General features: G+C 71.3%; 16 protein-coding genes. 6 read left to right on the forward strand and 10 right to left on the reverse strand.

Annotated features, from left to right (window positions below; genetic code table 11):
* Positions 1-56 precede the first annotated feature (56 nt).
* Positions 57-545: a DUF3180 domain-containing protein gene (locus tag ACFZDI_RS20910; RefSeq protein ID WP_234749930.1), complete on the forward strand. Its 489-nt coding sequence runs from the start codon at positions 57-59 to the stop codon at positions 543-545.
* A 324-nt stretch (positions 546-869) separates the two neighbouring features.
* Here ACFZDI_RS20910 and folE read toward each other — a convergent pair whose 3' ends face one another.
* From folE to dacB, 6 genes are all read right to left on the reverse strand, one after another.
* Positions 870-1,475, reverse strand: coding sequence for a GTP cyclohydrolase I FolE (folE, locus tag ACFZDI_RS20915; protein ID WP_234749931.1), 606 nt, complete (start codon positions 1,473-1,475; stop codon positions 870-872).
* A 128-nt stretch (positions 1,476-1,603) separates the two neighbouring features.
* Complete coding sequence (gene ftsH / locus ACFZDI_RS20920; protein WP_053669746.1) at positions 1,604-3,643, reverse strand: ATP-dependent zinc metalloprotease FtsH; 2,040 nt, start codon at positions 3,641-3,643, stop codon at positions 1,604-1,606.
* Positions 3,644-3,830: 187 nt separating this feature from the next.
* The gene (gene hpt, locus ACFZDI_RS20925) at positions 3,831-4,391 is read right to left on the reverse strand and encodes a hypoxanthine phosphoribosyltransferase (protein ID WP_234750087.1); all 561 of its coding nucleotides are present in this window, start codon (positions 4,389-4,391) and stop codon (positions 3,831-3,833) included.
* Between the two features lie 61 nt (positions 4,392-4,452).
* Positions 4,453-5,484: a tRNA lysidine(34) synthetase TilS gene (gene tilS, locus ACFZDI_RS20930; protein WP_234749932.1), complete on the reverse strand. Its 1,032-nt coding sequence runs from the start codon at positions 5,482-5,484 to the stop codon at positions 4,453-4,455.
* Positions 5,485-5,679: 195 nt separating this feature from the next.
* A complete protein-coding gene (locus ACFZDI_RS20935) occupies positions 5,680-6,819 on the reverse strand; it encodes a zinc-dependent metalloprotease (protein ID WP_234749933.1) in 1,140 nt (379 codons plus the stop codon).
* A 223-nt stretch (positions 6,820-7,042) separates the two neighbouring features.
* Positions 7,043-8,629: a D-alanyl-D-alanine carboxypeptidase/D-alanyl-D-alanine-endopeptidase gene (dacB, locus tag ACFZDI_RS20940; protein ID WP_391252353.1), complete on the reverse strand. Its 1,587-nt coding sequence runs from the start codon at positions 8,627-8,629 to the stop codon at positions 7,043-7,045.
* A gap of 79 nt (positions 8,630-8,708) precedes the next feature.
* Between dacB and ACFZDI_RS20945 the strand changes: the two genes are divergently transcribed.
* Positions 8,709-9,200, forward strand: a complete 492-nt coding sequence (locus ACFZDI_RS20945; protein WP_007452023.1) for an inorganic diphosphatase — start codon at positions 8,709-8,711, stop codon at positions 9,198-9,200.
* A gap of 121 nt (positions 9,201-9,321) precedes the next feature.
* Entirely contained in the window at positions 9,322-11,019 is a 1,698-nt protein-coding gene (locus tag ACFZDI_RS20950) for a threonine/serine exporter family protein (protein ID WP_391253209.1), read from the forward strand.
* An 88-nt stretch (positions 11,020-11,107) separates the two neighbouring features.
* Here ACFZDI_RS20950 and ACFZDI_RS20955 read toward each other — a convergent pair whose 3' ends face one another.
* Complete coding sequence (locus ACFZDI_RS20955) at positions 11,108-12,037, reverse strand: VTT domain-containing protein (RefSeq protein WP_391252355.1); 930 nt, start codon at positions 12,035-12,037, stop codon at positions 11,108-11,110.
* 135 nt (positions 12,038-12,172) lie between these two features.
* Between ACFZDI_RS20955 and ACFZDI_RS20960 the strand changes: the two genes are divergently transcribed.
* A complete protein-coding gene (locus ACFZDI_RS20960; RefSeq protein ID WP_234749941.1) occupies positions 12,173-12,538 on the forward strand; it encodes a YbjQ family protein in 366 nt (121 codons plus the stop codon).
* A gap of 18 nt (positions 12,539-12,556) precedes the next feature.
* Here ACFZDI_RS20960 and ACFZDI_RS20965 read toward each other — a convergent pair whose 3' ends face one another.
* Positions 12,557-13,318 (reverse strand): TipAS antibiotic-recognition domain-containing protein, encoded by a 762-nt coding sequence (locus ACFZDI_RS20965; RefSeq protein ID WP_391252357.1) that lies wholly within the window; start codon positions 13,316-13,318, stop codon positions 12,557-12,559.
* 112 nt (positions 13,319-13,430) lie between these two features.
* Here ACFZDI_RS20965 and ACFZDI_RS20970 point away from each other — a divergent pair, with 112 nt between their 5' ends.
* Both ACFZDI_RS20970 and ACFZDI_RS20975 read left to right on the forward strand, forming a co-directional pair.
* Positions 13,431-14,717 (forward strand): ion channel protein, encoded by a 1,287-nt coding sequence (locus ACFZDI_RS20970; protein ID WP_391252359.1) that lies wholly within the window; start codon positions 13,431-13,433, stop codon positions 14,715-14,717.
* A 39-nt stretch (positions 14,718-14,756) separates the two neighbouring features.
* Positions 14,757-16,163 (forward strand): glutamate decarboxylase, encoded by a 1,407-nt coding sequence (locus ACFZDI_RS20975; RefSeq protein ID WP_391252361.1) that lies wholly within the window; start codon positions 14,757-14,759, stop codon positions 16,161-16,163.
* Positions 16,164-16,176: 13 nt separating this feature from the next.
* Here the strand turns inward: ACFZDI_RS20975 and ACFZDI_RS20980 are convergent, their stop codons facing one another.
* Both ACFZDI_RS20980 and ACFZDI_RS20985 read right to left on the reverse strand, forming a co-directional pair.
* Positions 16,177-16,938, reverse strand: a complete 762-nt coding sequence (locus ACFZDI_RS20980) for an ABC transporter permease (protein WP_234749948.1) — start codon at positions 16,936-16,938, stop codon at positions 16,177-16,179.
* Positions 16,935-17,885: an ATP-binding cassette domain-containing protein gene (locus tag ACFZDI_RS20985; protein WP_391252363.1), complete on the reverse strand. Its 951-nt coding sequence runs from the start codon at positions 17,883-17,885 to the stop codon at positions 16,935-16,937. The genes ACFZDI_RS20980 and ACFZDI_RS20985 overlap by 4 nt, the downstream gene beginning before the upstream one ends.
* Positions 17,886-17,894: the final 9 nt, after the last annotated feature.

The raw sequence follows: 17,894 nt of genomic DNA on the forward strand, positions 1-17,894 counted from the left end.
TAAGGTCAAGACGGCCGCGAACCGGGCCTAAGAGCCGGGGGAACCGAAGGGACACCGTGAGAGAGCTGCGTATCCGGGTGCTGGCCGGCGTGTTCGTCGTGGCCGGCGTCCTGTCCTGGGCGGGCGCCCGCCTGTGGAACTCGGTCGGCACCCTCCCGAGCGTCCCGCTGGCCGCCCCCATCGTCCTGGCCGTGATCGCCGTGGTCCTGCTGGCGACGGCGCTCTCGATCCGTGCCCGGCTCAAGGCCCAGCGCGAGCGCCGCCCCGAGGCGAAGGGCGTCGACCCCCTCATGGCGGCCCGCGCGGTCGTCTTCGGTCACGCCAGCGCCCTGGTCGCCGCCCTCGTCGCCGGCATGTACGGCGGCACCGGCGTCTTCCTCCTGGAGTCCCTCGACATCCCCGCCCGCCGCGACCAGGCCATCTACGCCGGCCTCTCCGTCGTCGCGGGCATCGGCGTCATAGCGGCCGCCATCTTCCTGGAGCGCGTCTGCAAACTCCCCGAAGACGACGAGAGCGACGGCACCGGGGTGGCCCCGACGGTCTGACGCCGCCAGAGGCCACCAGGGCCGGCGGGCGAGATGCCCTGGCCGAGGAAGCCGGGGTGGGGAGCGAGGCGGTGGCCGTAGAGCGTGAACGGCTTGTTGCCGGCGCTCAGGCTTGCAGGTACCCGGCGAGAACCAGCTGTCGGCGATCCCCGGGTGCGGCTCCGAGAGGAACGGCAGGTTCGCACTGACCGGCAGACGGCCGGCCCAGGTTTTGGGCCGGTGTCCGTCGCCGTCCGCGTATCCGTCCAGGAAACCCTCCAGGGTCTCTGTCCCGGAGAACGACGGGAGAACGACGCGAGGAGTCGTCAACCGCTCTCGGCGCAGCTATCGCGCCATGATCAGGCTCATGGCCTCATTGCGGGTCGCCGAGTCACGAAGCTGGCCCCGGACCGCCGAGGTGATCGTCTTCGCACCCGGCTTGCGGACCCCGCGCATCGACATGCACATGTGCTCGCACTCGACGACGACGATCACGCCCCGCGGCTCAAGGATCTGCATCAAGGAGTCGGCGATCTGGGTGGTGAGTCGCTCCTGCACCTGCGGGCGCCGGGCATAGACGTCCACGAGCCGGGCCAGCTTCGACAAGCCTGTGATCTTGCCTTCGACGGACGGGATGTAACCGACGTGCGCAACCCCGACGAACGGAACGAGGTGATGTTCGCAGGAGCTCAGCACCTCGATGTCCTTGACGAGCACCATCTCGTCGTGGCCCAGGTCGAACGTCGTGGTCAGTACGTCCTCGGGCTGCTGCCACAGCCCCGCGAATATCTCCTTGTACGCCCGCGCCACGCGCGCCGGTGTCTCCCGGAGGCCTTCGCGGTCCGGGTCCTCGCCGACCGCGATCAGAAGTTCGCGTACGGCGTTCTCGGCGCGCTTCTCGTCGAACTCGCCGATCTGGCCATCGCCGTCCAGCGCCACGGGGTCGGTCATCTGCTGCCTCGTTCCTGTGTCCATCACGGGGCGGCCTGCGGAAATGGCGAAAAGCCGCGCTCCCCAGGCTAAAACCTGGGGAGCGCGGCATCCATTCCGGGGCCGTGGGCCGGCCGGCAGAGCCCGGGTCAGCTCTCCGGGCGGTCCTCCGGGGTCCGCTCGGGCGCCGGGGCGGGCTCCGCCGCGGTGCTCTTCGCGGTGGAGATGGCCGGCGTCGCGCCGTTCGCACCGTTCGTCAGGGCCAGCTCCTTGGGGGAGAGGACCGGCGGACGGGTCGACGGTGTGCGGCGGGAGGAGCCGGTCCAGGCGGGCCGGGGCGGACGCTTGACGATCGGGGCGAAGATCTCGGCGATCTCCTCCTTGCCCAGCGTCTCTTTCTCCAGCAGCTGCAGCACGAGGTTGTCGAGGACGTCGCGGTTCTCGACGAGGATCTCCCACGCCTCGTTGTGCGCCGTCTCGATGAGCTTCTTGACCTCTTCGTCCACGAGCGCGGCGACCTCTTCCGAGTAGTCGCGCTGGTGAGACATCTCACGGCCGAGGAACGGCTCGGTGTTGTCGCCACCGAACTTGATCGCGCCGAGACGCTCGGTCATGCCGTACTGCGTGACCATCGCGCGGGCCAGGCCCGTGGCCTTCTCGATGTCGTTGGCGGCACCCGTGGTCGGGTCGTGGAAGACGAGCTCCTCGGCCGCGCGGCCGCCCAGCATGTAGGCCAGCTGGTCCAGCATCTCGTTGCGCGTGGTCGAGTACTTGTCCTCGTCCGGCAGCACCATCGTGTAGCCGAGGGCGCGGCCTCTCGACAGGATCGTGATCTTGTGGACGGGATCGGAGTTCGGCGAGGCCGCCGCGACCAGGGCGTGTCCGCCCTCGTGGTACGCGGTGATCTTCTTCTCCTTGTCCGACATGATCCGGGTCCGCTTCTGCGGGCCCGCGACCACACGGTCGATCGCCTCGTCCAGCATGTGATTGTCGATCAGCTTCTGGTCACTGCGGGCCGTCAGCAGGGCGGCCTCGTTCAGCACGTTGGCCAGATCGGCACCCGTCATGCCGGGCGTGCGGCGGGCGACGGCCGACAGGTCGACGTCGGGCGCGACCGGCTTGCCCTTCTGGTGGACCTTGAGGATCTCCAGACGGCCCTGCATGTCCGGACGGTCGACGGCGATCTGCCGGTCGAAGCGGCCGGGGCGCAGCAGCGCCGGGTCGAGGATGTCGGGCCGGTTCGTCGCGGCGATGAGGATCACGCCGCCCTTGACGTCGAAGCCGTCCATCTCGACGAGGAGCTGGTTCAGGGTCTGCTCGCGCTCGTCGTGACCGCCGCCGAGGCCGGCGCCGCGGTGACGGCCGACCGCGTCGATCTCGTCGACGAAGACGATCGCCGGGGCGTTCGCCTTGGCCTGCTCGAACAGGTCACGGACACGGGAGGCACCGACACCGACGAACATCTCGACGAAGTCGGAACCGGAGATCGAGTAGAACGGGACGCCGGCCTCGCCCGCGACGGCACGCGCGAGCAGGGTCTTGCCGGTGCCGGGAGGCCCGTAGAGCAGGACGCCCTTGGGAATCTTGGCGCCGACGGCCTGGAACTTGGCCGGCTCCTGGAGGAACTCCTTGATCTCGTGGAGCTCCTCGACGGCCTCGTCGGACCCGGCGACGTCGGAGAAGGTGGTCTTGGGGGTGTCCTTGGTGATGAGCTTGGCCTTGGACTTCCCGAAGTTCATGACCCGGGAGCCGCCGCCCTGCATCTGGTTCATCAGGAACAGGAACACGACCACGATCAGCACGAAGGGCAGCAGGGAGAGCAGGATGCCGACGAACGGGTTCTGCTTGGACGGCGAGACCGTGTAGCCGTCCGGGATCTGCTTGTCCTGGTACTTGTTCTGCAGCGTGTTGGCGATGTCCACGCCCTGGTCGCCGATGTAGCTCGCCTGGATCTTCGAGCTGCCCTCGACCTTCACGCCGTCCTTGAGGGTGGCCTTGATGGTCTGCTCGTCACCGGTGGTGAGCTTGGCCGACTCCACCTTGTTCTGGTTGATCGCCTGGACGACCTGGCCGGTGTCCACCGTCTTGTAGCCGCCGGACGAGCCGACGACCTGCATCAAAACGACCACGGCGAGGACGGCCAGCACGATCCACATGACCGGCCCACGGAAGTATCGCTTCACGTCCATCCATACGGAGCGGTGCCGCCCCGTCCCTCCTGCCATAGTGAGTTTGATAAAGACTGTTCTTCGGACGGTACCCCAGCATTGTCACCTGAAGCCGCGTGGGACGGCTGGCGATCCGCCTACGCCTGCTCCAACGGCGGGACGCCCGCTGGGGTTCCCGATCACCGGTACGGCACGTCCGGCCGGGTTGTCAGCCGCCGTACACGTGAGGCGCGAGCGTACCGACGAACGGGAGGTTCCGGTACTTCTCGGCGTAGTCGAGTCCGTATCCCACGACGAATTCGTTGGGGATGTCGAAGCCGACCCATTCCACGTCGATGGCGACCTTCGCGGCCTCGGGCTTGCGCAGCAGCGTGCACACCTTGAGGGAGGCGGGCTCGCGCGAGCCGAGGTTGGAGAGCAGCCAGGACAGGGTCAGGCCGGAGTCGATGATGTCCTCGACGATCAGGACGTGCCTGCCCTTGATGTCGGTGTCGAGGTCCTTGAGGATCCGCACCACACCGGAGGACTGGGTGCCCGCCCCGTACGAGGATACGGCCATCCAGTCCATGGTGACGGGGGTGGACAGCGCCCGCGCGAGGTCGGCCATGACCATGACCGCGCCCTTGAGGACTCCGACGATCAGCAGGTCCTTGCCCGTGTACTCCGCGTCGATCTTCGCGGCCAGCTCAGCCAGCTTGGCGTCGATCTCTTCCTTGGTGATGAGCACCTTCTCGAGGTCGGCACCCATGTCTTTCGCGTCCACCCGCATCACTTTCGGTCGTCCCACCGGCCGAGCGGCCCCTCCGCCGGCTGCGGGGAGGGCTCGTGCTTCAGCCTTGCCGAATCACCAGTCTGCCACCCTGCCGCCGGGCCACGACCTTGCCGGGGAGGTTGATGGCTCCCTGACCGCGCCAGCCGGTGATCAGCCGGTCGACTTCCTCGATGTGGCGGGCGAACAGCGAGCCGGCGGGCGCACCGGCCGCGATGGCGGCCCGGCGCAGGACACGGCGGCGTACGGCGGGCGGCAGGGCGTAGAGCTTGGCGCACTCCAGCTGTCCGGTGGCGTCGCGGACGGTGGCCTCGGCCTGGCCGGCCCAGGAGTCGAGGGCGTCGGCGTCGTCGCGGGAGAGCCGGGCCGTCCGGGCGAGGGCCTCGACGACGCCTTTGCCGAGCGCCTTCTCCAGGGCAGGCAGGCCCTCGTGGCGCAGCCGGGAGCGGGTGTAGGCGGGGTCGGCGTTGTGGGGGTCGTCCCAGACGGGCAGGGACTGGACCATGCAGGCCTTGCGGGCGGTCTGCCGGTCGAGTCCGAGGAAGGGGCGCCGGTAGCGGCCGCCGGCCCCCGAGACCGCGGCCATTCCGGACAGGGAGCGGATGCCGGAGCCCCGGGCGAGGCCGAGGAGGACGGTTTCGGCCTGGTCGTCGCGGGTGTGGCCGAGCAGGACGGCGGCGGCGCCGTGGCGTTCGGCGGCGGTGTCGAGCGCGGCGTAGCGGGCGTCGCGGGCGGCGGCTTCGGGTCCGCCGGTGCGGCCGACGGTGACGGCGACGGAGTCGACGGGGTCGAGGCCGAGTTCGCGCAGGCGCTGGACGACTTCCGCGGCGCGGGTGTCGGAGCCGGTCTGGAGGCCGTGGTCGACGGTGACGCCGCCGGCTCTGACGCCGAGCTTGGGGGCCTCGAAGGCGAGGGCGGAGGCGAGGGCCATCGAGTCGGCACCACCGGAGCACGCCACGAGCACGAGCGGCGGGGGCTCGTGCGGGAGGGCGTGCGGGACCGCGGCGGGGGCGCGGTGGTGTTCGGTGAGGAGGTCGTGGAGGACGCGGCGTACTGCCAGGCGTATCGCCGCGACCGCAGGATGGGGACCCATGTCCGGTTCCCTTCATGAAGTTTTCGGGGGTGAGCCCGCGTGTCGGTCACGCAGAGTGTATAGATGGTGACAGAACCGGGCCGTTCCCCGAGCATTGCACGCCTACCCCTGCCTCACGGTCCCTCGGACGGGTGATTGGAGGGGCGTTCGCCTGCCGTCGGCCGGTTTCCCTTCACGACCTTCCCGGGATGTTCACTACTCGGCCCTGCGGTGCACCCGCGCGACCCAGTCCGCCGGTTTGGCGATCTCCGACTTGGTGGGGAGGGTGTTGGGCGAGGTCCACACGCGGTTGAAACCGTCCATGCCGACCTCGTCGACGACGGCCCGCACGAAGCGTTCGCCGTCCCGGTACTGGCGGAGCTTGGCGTCCAGGCCGAGCAGCTTGCGCAGGGCGAGGTCGAGGCGGGAGGCGCCCTTGGCGCGGCGCTGCTGGAACTTCTCGCGGATCTCCCCGACGGTCGGCACGACGGACGGGCCGACGCCGTCCATCACGTAGTCGGCATGGCCCTCCAGCAGGGACATCACGGCGGTGAGGCGGCTGAGGATCTCGCGCTGGGCGGGGGTCTGGACGATCTCGACGAGGGAGCGGCCGCCGTCGTCCTCCTCGGCCTCGGGGCGGCCCCCGGCGAGGGTCTGGGCGGCTTCCCGGACGCGTTCCAGGACGGTCATGGGGTCGACGTCGGTCTCCTGGAGGAACGACTGGATTTCACCCTCAAGGTGGTCCCGCAGCCAGGGCACGGCGGTGAACTGGGTGCGGTGCGTCTCCTCGTGCAGGCAGACCCAGAGCCTGAAGTCGTGGGGGTCGACGTCGAGTTCGCGCTCGACGTGGACGATGTTCGGGGCGACGAGCAGGAGCCTGCCGCCGCCCGGGGCGTCGGAGGAGCCGCCGGAGGGCAGGTCGCCGGTCGCGGGGGCGAAGGTCTCGTACTGGCCGAGGACGCGGGAGGCCAGGAAGGACAGCAGCATGCCGAGTTCGACGCCGGTGACCTTGCCGCCGACGGCGCCCATGACGGCACCGCCCGGGCTGGTGCCGCGCCGTTCCTGCATCTTGTCGAGCAGGGGCCGCAGGATCTCCCGGAACCCGGCGACGTTCGCCCGGATCCAGCCCGGGCGGTCGACGACGAGGACGGGGGTGTCATGCCCCTCCTCGGTGCCCAGCCGGGTGAATCCGCGGACGTGTTCCTCCGAGGCCTTGGCGTGCCGGCGCAGCTCCGCCACGACGGCCCGGGCCTCGTCGCGACTGACCTCGGGGCCCGGCCTCACGAGCCGGGTCGCGGTCGCCACCGCGAGGTTCCAGTCGACCATGCCGGTTGAAGCACCACCGATGCTCGTCATGCGTCAACCGTACGTGAGGGCCGCCCGCTGGGGCAGGGCGGCGACGGCCGGGCACCGGTGAGCCCCGGCCGCGGCCGGCCCCCCGTCCGTCACCAGCAGCGGCACGCCCCCAGACCGCTGGCAACCCCGGCCATACGCCGCGGGCGGTCCCGCCCGTCACCTGCAGCCACACGCCCCCGGGCCGGTGGCAACCCCTGCCAGACGCCGCGGGCGGTCCCTTCCCTCACCTGCAGCCGCAGGCCGCCAGGGCGGTGGCGACCCGGTCCAGGGCCTGCTGGGACTCCGCCGGCTTGCCGGGGTCCGTGCCGGAGGCCATGAACGCGAAGGCCAGCAGGCGGCCGTCCTCGTCGACCAGGGTGCCCGCGAGGGCGTGGACGCCCGACAGGGTGCCGGTCTTGGCGCGGACGACGCCGGACGCCCCGTCCGTGTAGCGGGTGGTCAGGGTGCCGGTGAAGCCGGCGACGGGCAGGCCGGTGAGGGCGGGCCGGAACTCGGGGTGTCCGGGGTCGGCCGCCTTGGCGAGCAGCGCGGTGAGGAGGTCGGGGGTCAGCCGGTCCGCGCGGTTCAGGCCGCTGCCGTCCTTGAAGGCGGCGCCCTTGAGCGGGAGGCCGAGCTTGCGGAGCTGGGAGCCGATGGCCTTGCCGGCCCCGGCGAAGTCGGCCCGTTCGCCCGCGGCGATCGCCGTCTGGCGGGCGAGGGCCTCGGCGATGTCGTTGTCGCTGTTGGTCAGCATGCGCTCGACGAGGGCGGACAGCGGCGGCGAGGAGACGGCCGCGAGAGTCTCGGAGCGGGTCGTGGCCTTGGACGGGCCGGGTGCCTTGGTCTTGATGCCGTGCGAGGTCAGGAGGTCCCCGAACCGGCGGGCCGCGTCGGCCGCCGGGTCCTTCACGCGCTCGGCCGGGCCGCTCGCCGAGTCGTTCGTGCGGCCCTCGTCGGCCATCAGGGGGCTGACGAGGGCGAGGTTGGGGTTGTCCCCGATCGGGTGTTTTTCGTCGCCGGCGTAGAGGGTCGTGTCGTAGGAGAGGGTCACCTCGCGCACGCCCCGGTCGGCGAGCGCGGCGGCCGTCCGGGCGGCCAGGGTGCGCAGGCTCGCCGATCCCCCGGTCTTCTCCCGGGCCGTGAGCGTGGGGTCGCCGCCTCCGACCAGGACGACTTCCTTGGTGTCGGGTTCCAGCGCTGCGCGGGTGGTGAGACGGTGGTCGGGGCCCATCGCGGACAGCGCGGCGACGGCCGTGGCGATCTTCGTCGTGGAGGCCGGGGTTTGCGCCGTGCCCGCGCCGGAGCCGAACAGGCGCCGTCCGGTGGTCACGTCCAGGACCGCCCCGGCGGGCCGCGGGCCGAGGGCCGGGTCCTTGAGCAGGGGGCGGAGGGCGTCCGTGAGCACCTTGCCGTCGGGGGCGGACTTGACGGTGCTGACACCGCCGAGGCCGGTCAGCACGGGTCCGGCGCTGGGGGCGGGCCGGTGCCGGCCGGGCGCGCCGGGGGCGCTGCCGTGATCTGTGCCACCCGCGCGGCCCAGGGCCACTGCCCGGTCCCGCTCGGCCGTACGCTGACCCGTGGAGTCCCAGGGACCGGCGGCGGTCACCACACCGGCCGCCAGTGCGAGTCCGGCGGTGGCGGCGCCCGCGGTGTACTGCCAGGTCTTCGGCGGCATCACATGCGTGAGCTGCGGTTTCCCGGCTCGGGCGAGCCGCGCGAGCCGTGGTTTCGCAGTCGCTGCGGCCCGGGCCAGGCGCGGTCGTACGGCTTCCGCGAGCCGCACCACGTGCGGTTTCGCGGCCCGCCAAGGCCTCAGCTCTGGCACGACCACCAGCCCCTTTCGCGATCACACACCTGCGTGAGGGACACTTAACCACCAGAACTATGTGTTGATCATGGAGGAGCCACCGGTGGAGTTCGACGTCACGATCGAGATTCCGAAGGGTTCGCGCAACAAGTACGAGGTGGACCACGAGACCGGTCGTATCCGCCTGGACCGGCGACTCTTCACCTCGACCGCCTACCCGACCGACTACGGCTTCGTCGAGAACACCCTCGGCGAGGACGGCGACCCGCTGGACGCGCTGGTCATCCTCGACGAGCCGACGTTCCCGGGCTGCCTGATCCGCTGCCGCGCGATCGGCATGTTCCGCATGACGGACGAGGCCGGCGGCGACGACAAGCTGCTGTGCGTGCCGTCGACGGACCCGCGCGTGGAGCACCTGCGGGACATCCACCACGTGTCGGAGTTCGACCGCCTGGAGATCCAGCACTTCTTCGAGGTCTACAAGGACCTCGAGCCCGGCAAGTCCGTCGAGGGTGCCGACTGGGTGGGCCGCACCGACGCCGAGGCCGAGATCGAGCGGTCCTACAAGCGTTTCAAGGACCAGGGCGGTCACTGACCTCCTGTTTCCCGATGCTGACGGGCCGCACGCCTGCGCGTGCGGCCCGTTCGTCCGTCTGTGCGCATACTGAGGCTGTGGGGGGTACGAGGCTGACGTGTCGTACAGGGAGCGCCAGGCAGTGACGGACGCGGAGGACCGCAAACCGAAGTCGGACGAGGCAAGGAGCGCGTTCCTGCCTCCGGCCGGGTCCGGCGTCGACGGGGACATGTCGACGACGTCGGAGTTCGCGATCCCCGAGGGACTGGCCCTCCACAAAGCGGCCGGTGCCGAGTCCGAGACGACGTCCGAGTTCGCCGTGCCGCAGGGGCTGGACGTCCACGCGGCGCCCTCGGCGGAGCAGGAGGGGTCGGCGTTCACCCCGCCGAACACCTACAGCTCCAGGCACGCCCCGACGGCCTTCACGCCGCCGAGCGGGATCCCCGTGGTCAGCCTGACCAAGGACGTGCCCTGGCAGGACCGGATGCGCACGATGCTGCGCATGCCGGTGGCGGATCGGCCCGCGCCGGAGACCAGCCACCGCGGCACCGACGAGAGCGGGCCCGCGGTTCCCCGCGTGCTCGACCTGACGCTGCGTATCGGCGAGTTGCTGCTGGCGGGCGGCGAGGGCGCCGAGGACGTGGAGGCGGCGATGTTCGCCGTCTGCCGGTCGTACGGCCTGGACCGCTGCGAGCCGAACGTCACCTTCACGCTGCTGGCGATCTCCTACCAGCCGTCCCTGGTCGACGACCCGATCACGGCGTCGCGAACCGTGCGGCGCCGGGGCACGGACTACACGCGGCTGGCGGCCGTGTACCAGCTGGTGGACGACCTCAGCGACGACGAGACGGCGGTCTCCCTGGAGGAGGCCTACCGGCGGCTGGCGGAGATCCGCCGTAACCGGCACCCCTACCCCGGCTGGGCGCTGACCGCGGCGAGCGGGTTGCTGGCCGGTGCGGCCTCGGTGCTGGTGGGCGGCGACCTGATCGTGTTCGTGGCAGCCGCGCTGGGCGCGATGCTGGGCGACCGGCTGGCCTGGCTGTGCGCGGGGCGGGGACTGCCGGAGTTCTACCAGTTCACGGTGGCCGCGATGCCGCCGGCCGCGATCGGCGTGGCGCTGACGCTCGGCCACGTGGACGTGAAGGCCTCGGCGGTCATCACCGGTGGGCTGTTCGCGCTGCTGCCCGGGCGGGCGCTGGTGGCGGGGGTGCAGGACGGTCTGACGGGCTTCTACATCACCGCGTCCGCGCGGCTGCTGGAGGTCATGTACTTCTTCGTCGGCATCGTCGCGGGTGTGCTGCTGGTGCTGTACTTCGGCGTGCAGCTGGGCGCGCGGCTCAACCCCGACCAGGCGCTCGGCGCCTCCGACGACCCGGTGATGATGATCGGTGCGTCGATGCTGCTGTCCCTGGCCTTCGCGGTGCTGCTCCAGCAGGATCGATCCACCGTGATGTGGGTGACGCTGAACGGCGGGGTCGCGTGGGTCGTCTACGGCGCGATGCACTACGTGGGGGACATCTCACCGGTGGCGTCCACGGCGGCGGCCGCGGGCCTGGTGGGGCTGTTCGGGCAGTTGCTGTCCCGGTACCGGTTCGCCTCCGCCCTGCCCTACACGACCGCGGCGATCGGGCCCCTGCTGCCCGGTTCCGCGACGTACTTCGGACTGCTGGCGATCGCGCAGAGCGAGGTGGACGAGGGGCTGGTGTCGCTGTCGAAGGCGGTGGCGCTCGCCATGGCCATCGCCATCGGGGTGAACCTCGGGTCCGAGATCTCCCGGATGTTCCTGCGGATCGGGTCGGCGGAGAAGCGGCGGGCCGCCAAGCGCACCAGGGGTTTCTAGCGCCGAGGAGGTCGGGGCCGGGGGTGCGTCGGCGGCCGCGGGCCGGTGGGGGTTTCGCGCAGTTCCCCGCGCTCCCAGGACAGTCGGTTCAGTAGCCGTTGTGGTGAGGCCCCTGCTGCGTGCCGTACGGCTGCTGGGGCGTGCCGTAGGGCTGCTGCTGGGTGCCGTAGGGCTGCTGCGGCTGCTGCGGCTGCTGCGGCTGCCGGCCGTAGCCCGGGTTCTGCGGGTACTGGGCGTAGTACTGCTGGTCGTTGTAGCCGTTCTGGTTGCCGTACGGGGGCTGCTGCGGCTGCTGGTGGGACGGCTGTTCGTCGGGGGTGATGCGGCGCAGCCGGGTCGTCGCGTCGTCCATCGCGGGGGGCTGCTGCCCGTGCTGCTCGGGGGACTCGGCCGCGGCGCGCTTCTTCTGCGAGCGGTCGCGCAGGTACTCGATGAGGATCGGCACGACGGAGAGCAGGACGATCAGGACGAGGATCGGCTCGACGTTCTTCTTGATGAAGCCGATCTGGCCGAGCCAGTACCCCGCGAGGGTGACGCCGGTGCCCCAGGCGACGCCGCCGATGACGTTGTACGTGAGGAACGTGCGGTACTTCATGCGGCCGGCGCCGGCCACGATGGGTGCGAAGGTGCGCACGATGGGGACGAAGCGGGCCAGGACGATCGCCTTGGGGCCGTACTTCTCCATGAACTCGTGGGCCTTGTCCAGGTTCTCCTGCTTGAAGAGCTTGGAGTTGGGACGGTTGAAGAGCTTCGGGCCCAGGAACTTGCCGATCATGTAGCCCACTTGGTCCCCGAGGACGGCGGCGAGCACGATCAGCATGCACACCAGCCACAGCGGCTGGGTGATGTAGGTGCCCTCGGCCACGAAGAGCCCGGCCGTGAACAGCAGGGAGTCGCCGGGCAGGAAGGCGAAGAGACCGGACTCCGCGAAGACGATGAGCAGGATGCCGGGCAGGCTGAACGTCGAGATCAGGTAGTCCGGGCTGAGCCACTCGGGGCCGAGCGCAAGCGTGGTCACGGGGATGTGGCTCCTGCTGCTGTGGGGTACGGGCGGAGGCTGGCTGCCTCAAAGTATCAACGCAGCCGTCATGACCCAGGTTCCATGGGCGTACTCAGGATGCACTGTGCGCGGTCCCGGTCAAAGCTGTGAACCATGGGCATCGACGAATACGGCGGCGGACAGGGCCCGGAGCCCGAGGTTCTCGTCGTCACCACGAACGACGTACCCGGCTACCACGTGCGGGAGGTGATCGGCGAGGTCTTCGGCCTGACCGTGCGTTCCCGGCACGTGGGGAGCCAGATCGGCGCCGGGCTGAAGTCGATGGTGGGCGGCGAGCTGCGCGGGCTCACCAAGACGCTGGTGCAGACCCGCAACCAGGCCATGGAGCGGCTCGTCGAGCAGGCGCGCTCGCGGGGCGCCAACGGCATCCTGGCGTTCCGCTTCGACGTGACGGAGGCGGCGGACGTCGGCACCGAGGTGTGCGCGTACGGCACGGCGGTGGTCCTGACCCGGGAGTAGCGCCCGGGCCAGGACCTCTCACGCGTTGTGGCGGGCGGCGTTCGCGACGATCGCGTCCCTCAGGTGCTCGGCGAGCCCCGGGCGCACGGAGTCGTAGAACGCCTTGAAGCGCTCGTCGGCGACGTACATCTCGCCGAGGCCCTGGTGGAGCTCGTACGAGCACTCGTAGAACCATCCGCAGATGTGCTGCCGGTGCTCCTCGGCCATGCCCATGGCCGCATCGCCGGCCGGTGATTCGCCGGCGGTCATCAGGGCGGCGTAGCGCTCACCCCAGTCGGCCACCTCGGCCTGCATGCGCTTCCAGTCCTCCTTGGTGTAGCTCGCGGCGCGGCGCTGTGACTCGGCGTACGCCTCGGTGCCGCCCCAGCGCCGCTCCGCCTCCTCGGCGTACTGCTCCGGGTCCTTGTCGCCGAACACCTCGAACTTCTCCTCGGGCGTCAGGTTGATCCCCATCGTGCGTGCCTCCATGGCGTGCTCCACGGCCGCCGCCATCTTCCGCAGCTTCTCGATCCGGGCGGTCAGCAGTTCGTGCTGGCGGCGCAGGTGCGCGCGCGGGTCCGCGTCCGGGTCGTCGAGCAGGGCGGCGACCTCCTCGAGCGGGAAGCCGAGCTCCCGGTAGAACAGGATCTGCTGCAACCGGTCGAGGTCGGCGTCGCTGTAGCGCCGGTGTCCTGCGTGGCTGCGCTCGCTCGGGACGAGCAGTCCGATGGCGTCGTAGTGGTGCAGCGTGCGCACGGTGACGCCGGCGAAGCCCGCGACCTGTCCCACGGAGTAGCTCACGTCCGCTCCCTCCTTCTTCCGCACTCCACGGTCGGTCCTCACGCCACGTGAGGTGCAAGCGTGTTGCCCTCCTATCCCGTTTTGTACCGTTTGATCCGTTTATCGTGTGCCCGTGGTCCAGGACTCCGAAGACCAGGCACCCTCCGTCCATCCGTCGACGCCCGCTCGCGCCCTGCTGCCGTCGATCGTGCCCGCCATCGCCGTGGGCGTGCTCTGCAGCCTGATCCTGGTGGGGGTGGAAGTCGCCGCCGAGCAGCTCCAGGACGTGCTGTGGGAGACCGTGCCGGACGCGCTCGGCATCGGCCGGTACTCCGTGGCGTGGATGTTCGTGGTGCTGATCGCGACCGGCATCGCGGTGGGGCTGGTGGTGTGGAAGGTGCCGGGGCACGCGGGCCCGGATCCCGCCACCGTCGGTCTGGACGCTCCCGTCCTGCCGCCCGTGGCGCTGCCGGGGCTGGTGCTGGTGACCGCGCTGATGCTGGCCGGCGGGCCCAGCCTCGGTCCCGAGAACCCCCTCATCACCGTGAACGTGGGTCTCGCGGTCTGGCTGGGCAGCCGGCTCATCCCCCGGGCACCCGGCCGGCTCTGGCCGGCGCTGGCCGAGGCGGCGACCATCGGCGCGCTGTTCGGCACCCCGGTGGCGGCCGCCCTGGCGATCTCCGAGCTGCTGGCCCGCCAGGAGACCCGCGGCATGCTGTGGGACAACCTCTTCGCGCCGCTGACAGCCGCGGCCGCGGGTTCCCTGACCGTCTCCCTCGTGGACCACCCGAGCTTCGATCTGGGCCTGCCGTCCTTCGGCCGGACGGGCTGGTCCGATCTGCTCGCGTCGATCGTGGTCGCCGCGGTCGGCGCGGTGCTCGGCCTGGGCGCCGTACGGGCCTTCCCGTACGTCCACGCGGCCTTCCGGCGGCTGCGGCACCCCATGCTGATGCTCCCGGCGGGCGGGGCCGTGCTCGGCGCCCTGGCCGCTGTGGGCGGCCACCTGACGTTGTTCAAGGGGCTCGACGAGATCGCCACGCTGGCGCACGACCCGGACGGCTGGTCGGCCGGGGAGTTCGCCGTCATGACGGTGGTGAAGCTGGCCGCGCTGGTCGTCGCCGCGTCCTGTGGTTTCCGTGGCGGGCGGATCTTCCCCGCCGTGTTCGTCGGCACCGCGCTCGGCCTGTGCGCGCACGCCCTGGTGTCCGGGGTGCATCCCTCGGTCGGGGTGTCCGCCGGGGTGCTCGGGGTGCTGCTGGCGATCACACGGCAGGGCTGGCTCAGCCTGTTCGTCGCCGCGGTGCTGGTCGCGGAGCCGGCGGTCATCTCCGTGCTCTGCATCGCCTCACTGCCCGCCTGGCTGCTGGTCACGGGCCGGCCGCAGATGCAGCTGCGCAAGGACGGCACATCGGTCCGCTGAAATCCCCGCCCCTCCCCCGACCCACCCCTGGAGGCCCTCATGCCGCTCAATGACGGTTCCCCCCGGCCCGGCGACCGCCGGCTGTCCGTCAACCCCTTCTACGGCCCCGCCAACCCGCTCGGCGACATGGCCGAGGCCCCGCCGACCCACCGCCTCCCGGACCAGCCGATGGCCCCGGCGACCGCCCACCAGCTGGTGCGCGACGAGCTGATGCTCGACGGCAACGCCCGGCTGAACCTCGCCACGTTCGTCACCACCTGGATGGAGCCCGAGGCCGGGCTGCTGATGGCGGAGTGCCGGGACAAGAACATGATCGACAAGGACGAGTACCCGCGCACCGCCGAGCTGGAGCGGCGCTGCGTGGCGATGCTCGCCGACCTGTGGAACGCCCCCGACCCGTCGACCGCCGTGGGGTGTTCGACGACGGGGTCGAGCGAGGCGTGCATGCTCGCCGGGATGGCGCTGAAGCGGCGCTGGGCGAAGCGCAACGCCGACCGCTACCCAGGGGCCCGGCCCAACCTGGTGATGGGCGTCAACGTGCAGGTCTGCTGGGAGAAGTTCTGCACCTTCTGGGAGGTGGAGGCGCGGCTGGTGCCCATGGAGGGCGAGCGCTTCCACCTGGACCCGCAGGCCGCGGCCGAGCTGTGCGACGAGAACACCATCGGCGTCGTCGGCATCCTCGGCTCCACGTTCGACGGGTCCTACGAGCCGATCGCCGAGCTGTGCGCGGCCCTCGACGCGCTGCAGGAACGGACCGGGCTGGACGTCCCGGTGCACGTGGACGGCGCCTCGGGGGCCATGGTCGCGCCGTTCCTCGACGAGGACCTGGTCTGGGACTTCCGGCTGCCGAGGGTGGCGTCGATCAACACCTCGGGGCACAAGTACGGCCTCGTCTACCCGGGTGTCGGCTGGGCGCTGTGGCGGGACGCGGAGGCCCTGCCGGAGGAGCTGGTGTTCCGGGTGAACTACCTGGGCGGCGACATGCCGACGTTCGCGCTCAACTTCTCCCGCCCGGGCGCGCAGGTCGTCGCGCAGTACTACACGTTCCTGCGGCTGGGCCGGCAGGGCTACCGGGCCGTGCAGCAGGCCGCGCGGGACGTGGCCACGGAGCTGGCCGGACGCATCGAGGCGCTCGGCGACTTCCGGCTGCTGACCCGGGGCGACGAGCTGCCGGTGTTCGCCTTCACGACCGCGCCGGACGTGACGGCGTACGACGTCTTCGACGTCTCCCGGCGGCTGCGCGAGCACGGCTGGCTGGTGCCCGCGTACACCTTCCCGGCGCACCGGGAGGACCTGTCCGTGCTGCGGGTGGTGTGCCGCAACGGCTTCTCCGCCGACCTCGCCGATCTGCTCGCGCAGGACCTGGAGCGGCTGCTGCCGGATCTGCGCCGGCAGCCGCGCCCGCTGACCGAGGACAGGGGCGCGGCGACCAGCTTCCACCACTAGGGAGTGGCCGAGGTCAGCGGCTGAGCCGGCCGAACCGCCGTACCGCCAGCGGGAAGAACACCGCCAGCAGGGCCAGGGGCCAGAGGATCGCGGCCCACGCGTGCCCGGACTCCGTGCCGGGCACGCCGAACAGGTCCCGGACGGCCGTGGCCGTGTGGGACATCGGGTTCCACCCGACGACCGTGCCCAGCCAGCCGGGCATGGAGCCGGGTACGGCCAGCGCGTTGGAGAGGAAGCCGACCGGCCAAACCAGGATCTGCACGGCCTGGACCATCTCCGGCTTGCCCGCCACCAGGGCCAGGTGGATGCCGATCCACAGCATCGCGAACCGGAACAGCAGCAGCAGTCCCACGGCCGCGAGGAGGGCCGCCGGACCGCCGCCGGGCCGCCAGCCGAGCGCGGCGCCCACACCGATCAGCACGACCAGGGCCATCGCCGACTGGAGCATGTCGGCGGCCGAACGGCCCACCAGCACAGCCCCGTTGGCCATGGGCATCGAGCGGAATCGGTCGATCACGCCCTTGTTGAGGTCCTGAGTGACGGCGAGCATCGTGCCCTCCAGGCCGAAGGCCATGGTGAGCGCGAGCATGCCGGGGACCAGGTAGTCGCGGTACGCGCCGGTCACCCCGCGGCCGCCGCCGATGAGGTAGCCGAACATCAGCAGCAGCATCACCGGGAAGACCAGGTTGACGGCCAGTTGGACCGGCTGCCGCCCCCAACGGGCGAGCTCCCGGCGGGTCATGGTCCAGGAGTCGGTCAGGGCGTGCGCGCTCACGCGGCCTCCTTCACTCGGTGGTCGTCCCCGGTGAGGTGCAGGAACACCTCGTCCAGCGTCGGGCGGCGCAGGGCGACGTCCTCCGCCTCGATCCCGGCCTCCCGCAGGGCCCGTACGACCCCGGAGAGCGCCTCCATGCGGTCGGTCACCGGCGCGCTCAGCAGCCGCCGGTCGGCGTCGACGCTGACCCCGGTGAGGGGCAGCAGGGCGACGGCGGCCCCCAGTTCGCCGGCGTTACGCAGGACCACGTCGATACGGTCGCCGCCGGTCTCCGCCTTCAGCTCGTCCGCCGTGCCCTCGGCGACGACCCGGCCGGCGTCGACGACGGAGATGCGGTCCGCGAGCTGGTCGGCCTCCTCCAGGTACTGCGTGGTCAGCAGGACCGTGGTGCCGCCTCCGACCAGGGAGCGGACGGAGGACCACACCTCCGCGCGGCCGCGCGGGTCCAGGCCGGTGGTGGGCTCGTCGAGGAACAGCACCTCCGGCTCGGTGATCAGGGACGCGGCGAGATCCAGGCGGCGCCGCATACCGCCGCTGTACTGCCGGACCGCCTTGCGGCCGGTGTCGGCCAGGCCGAAACGCTCCAGGAGTTCGTCCGCACGCGCGCGTGCCCCCCGCGCGCCCAGGTGGTGCAGCCGGCCGAACAGCTCCAGGTTCTGCCGGCCGCCGAGTTCCTCGTCGAGCGCGGCGTGCTGGCCGAGCAGGCCGATGCGCAGCCGCACGGCGTAGGCCTCGCGCACCACGTCGTGCCCTGCCACCTCGATCCGTCCCGCGTCGGGCCGCAGCAGGGTGGACAGGACCCGCACCAGGGTGGTCTTGCCCGCGCCGTTCGGACCGAGCACCCCGTGCACCGTGCCGCGCGCGACCGTGAGGTCGAGCCCGTCCAGTGCCTTCTTGCCGCCGTAGTTCTTCTCCGCGCCTTCGACGGTGATCGCCGGATCGGCCACTGAGTCTCC

It is taken from the genome of Streptomyces sp. NPDC007907 (genome assembly GCF_042959365.1).
Lineage (GTDB): Bacteria > Actinomycetota > Actinomycetes > Streptomycetales > Streptomycetaceae > Streptomyces > Streptomyces indiaensis.

Excerpts from the sequence above, each read along its gene's own strand:
- folE (WP_234749931.1), bottom strand. The coding sequence starts at position 1,475 with ATGACCGACCCCGTGGCGCTGGACGGCGATGGCCAGATCGGCGAGTTC.
- ftsH (WP_053669746.1), bottom strand. The coding sequence starts at position 3,643 with ATGGACGTGAAGCGATACTTCCGTGGGCCGGTCATGTGGATCGTGCTG.
- hpt (WP_234750087.1), bottom strand. The coding sequence starts at position 4,391 with ATGCGGGTGGACGCGAAAGACATGGGTGCCGACCTCGAGAAGGTGCTC.
- tilS (WP_234749932.1), bottom strand. The coding sequence starts at position 5,484 with ATGGGTCCCCATCCTGCGGTCGCGGCGATACGCCTGGCAGTACGCCGC.
- ACFZDI_RS20935 (WP_234749933.1), bottom strand. The coding sequence starts at position 6,819 with ATGACGAGCATCGGTGGTGCTTCAACCGGCATGGTCGACTGGAACCTC.
- ACFZDI_RS20960 (WP_234749941.1), top strand. The coding sequence starts at position 12,173 with ATGGGCATCGACGAATACGGCGGCGGACAGGGCCCGGAGCCCGAGGTT.
- ACFZDI_RS20975 (WP_391252361.1), top strand. The coding sequence starts at position 14,757 with ATGCCGCTCAATGACGGTTCCCCCCGGCCCGGCGACCGCCGGCTGTCC.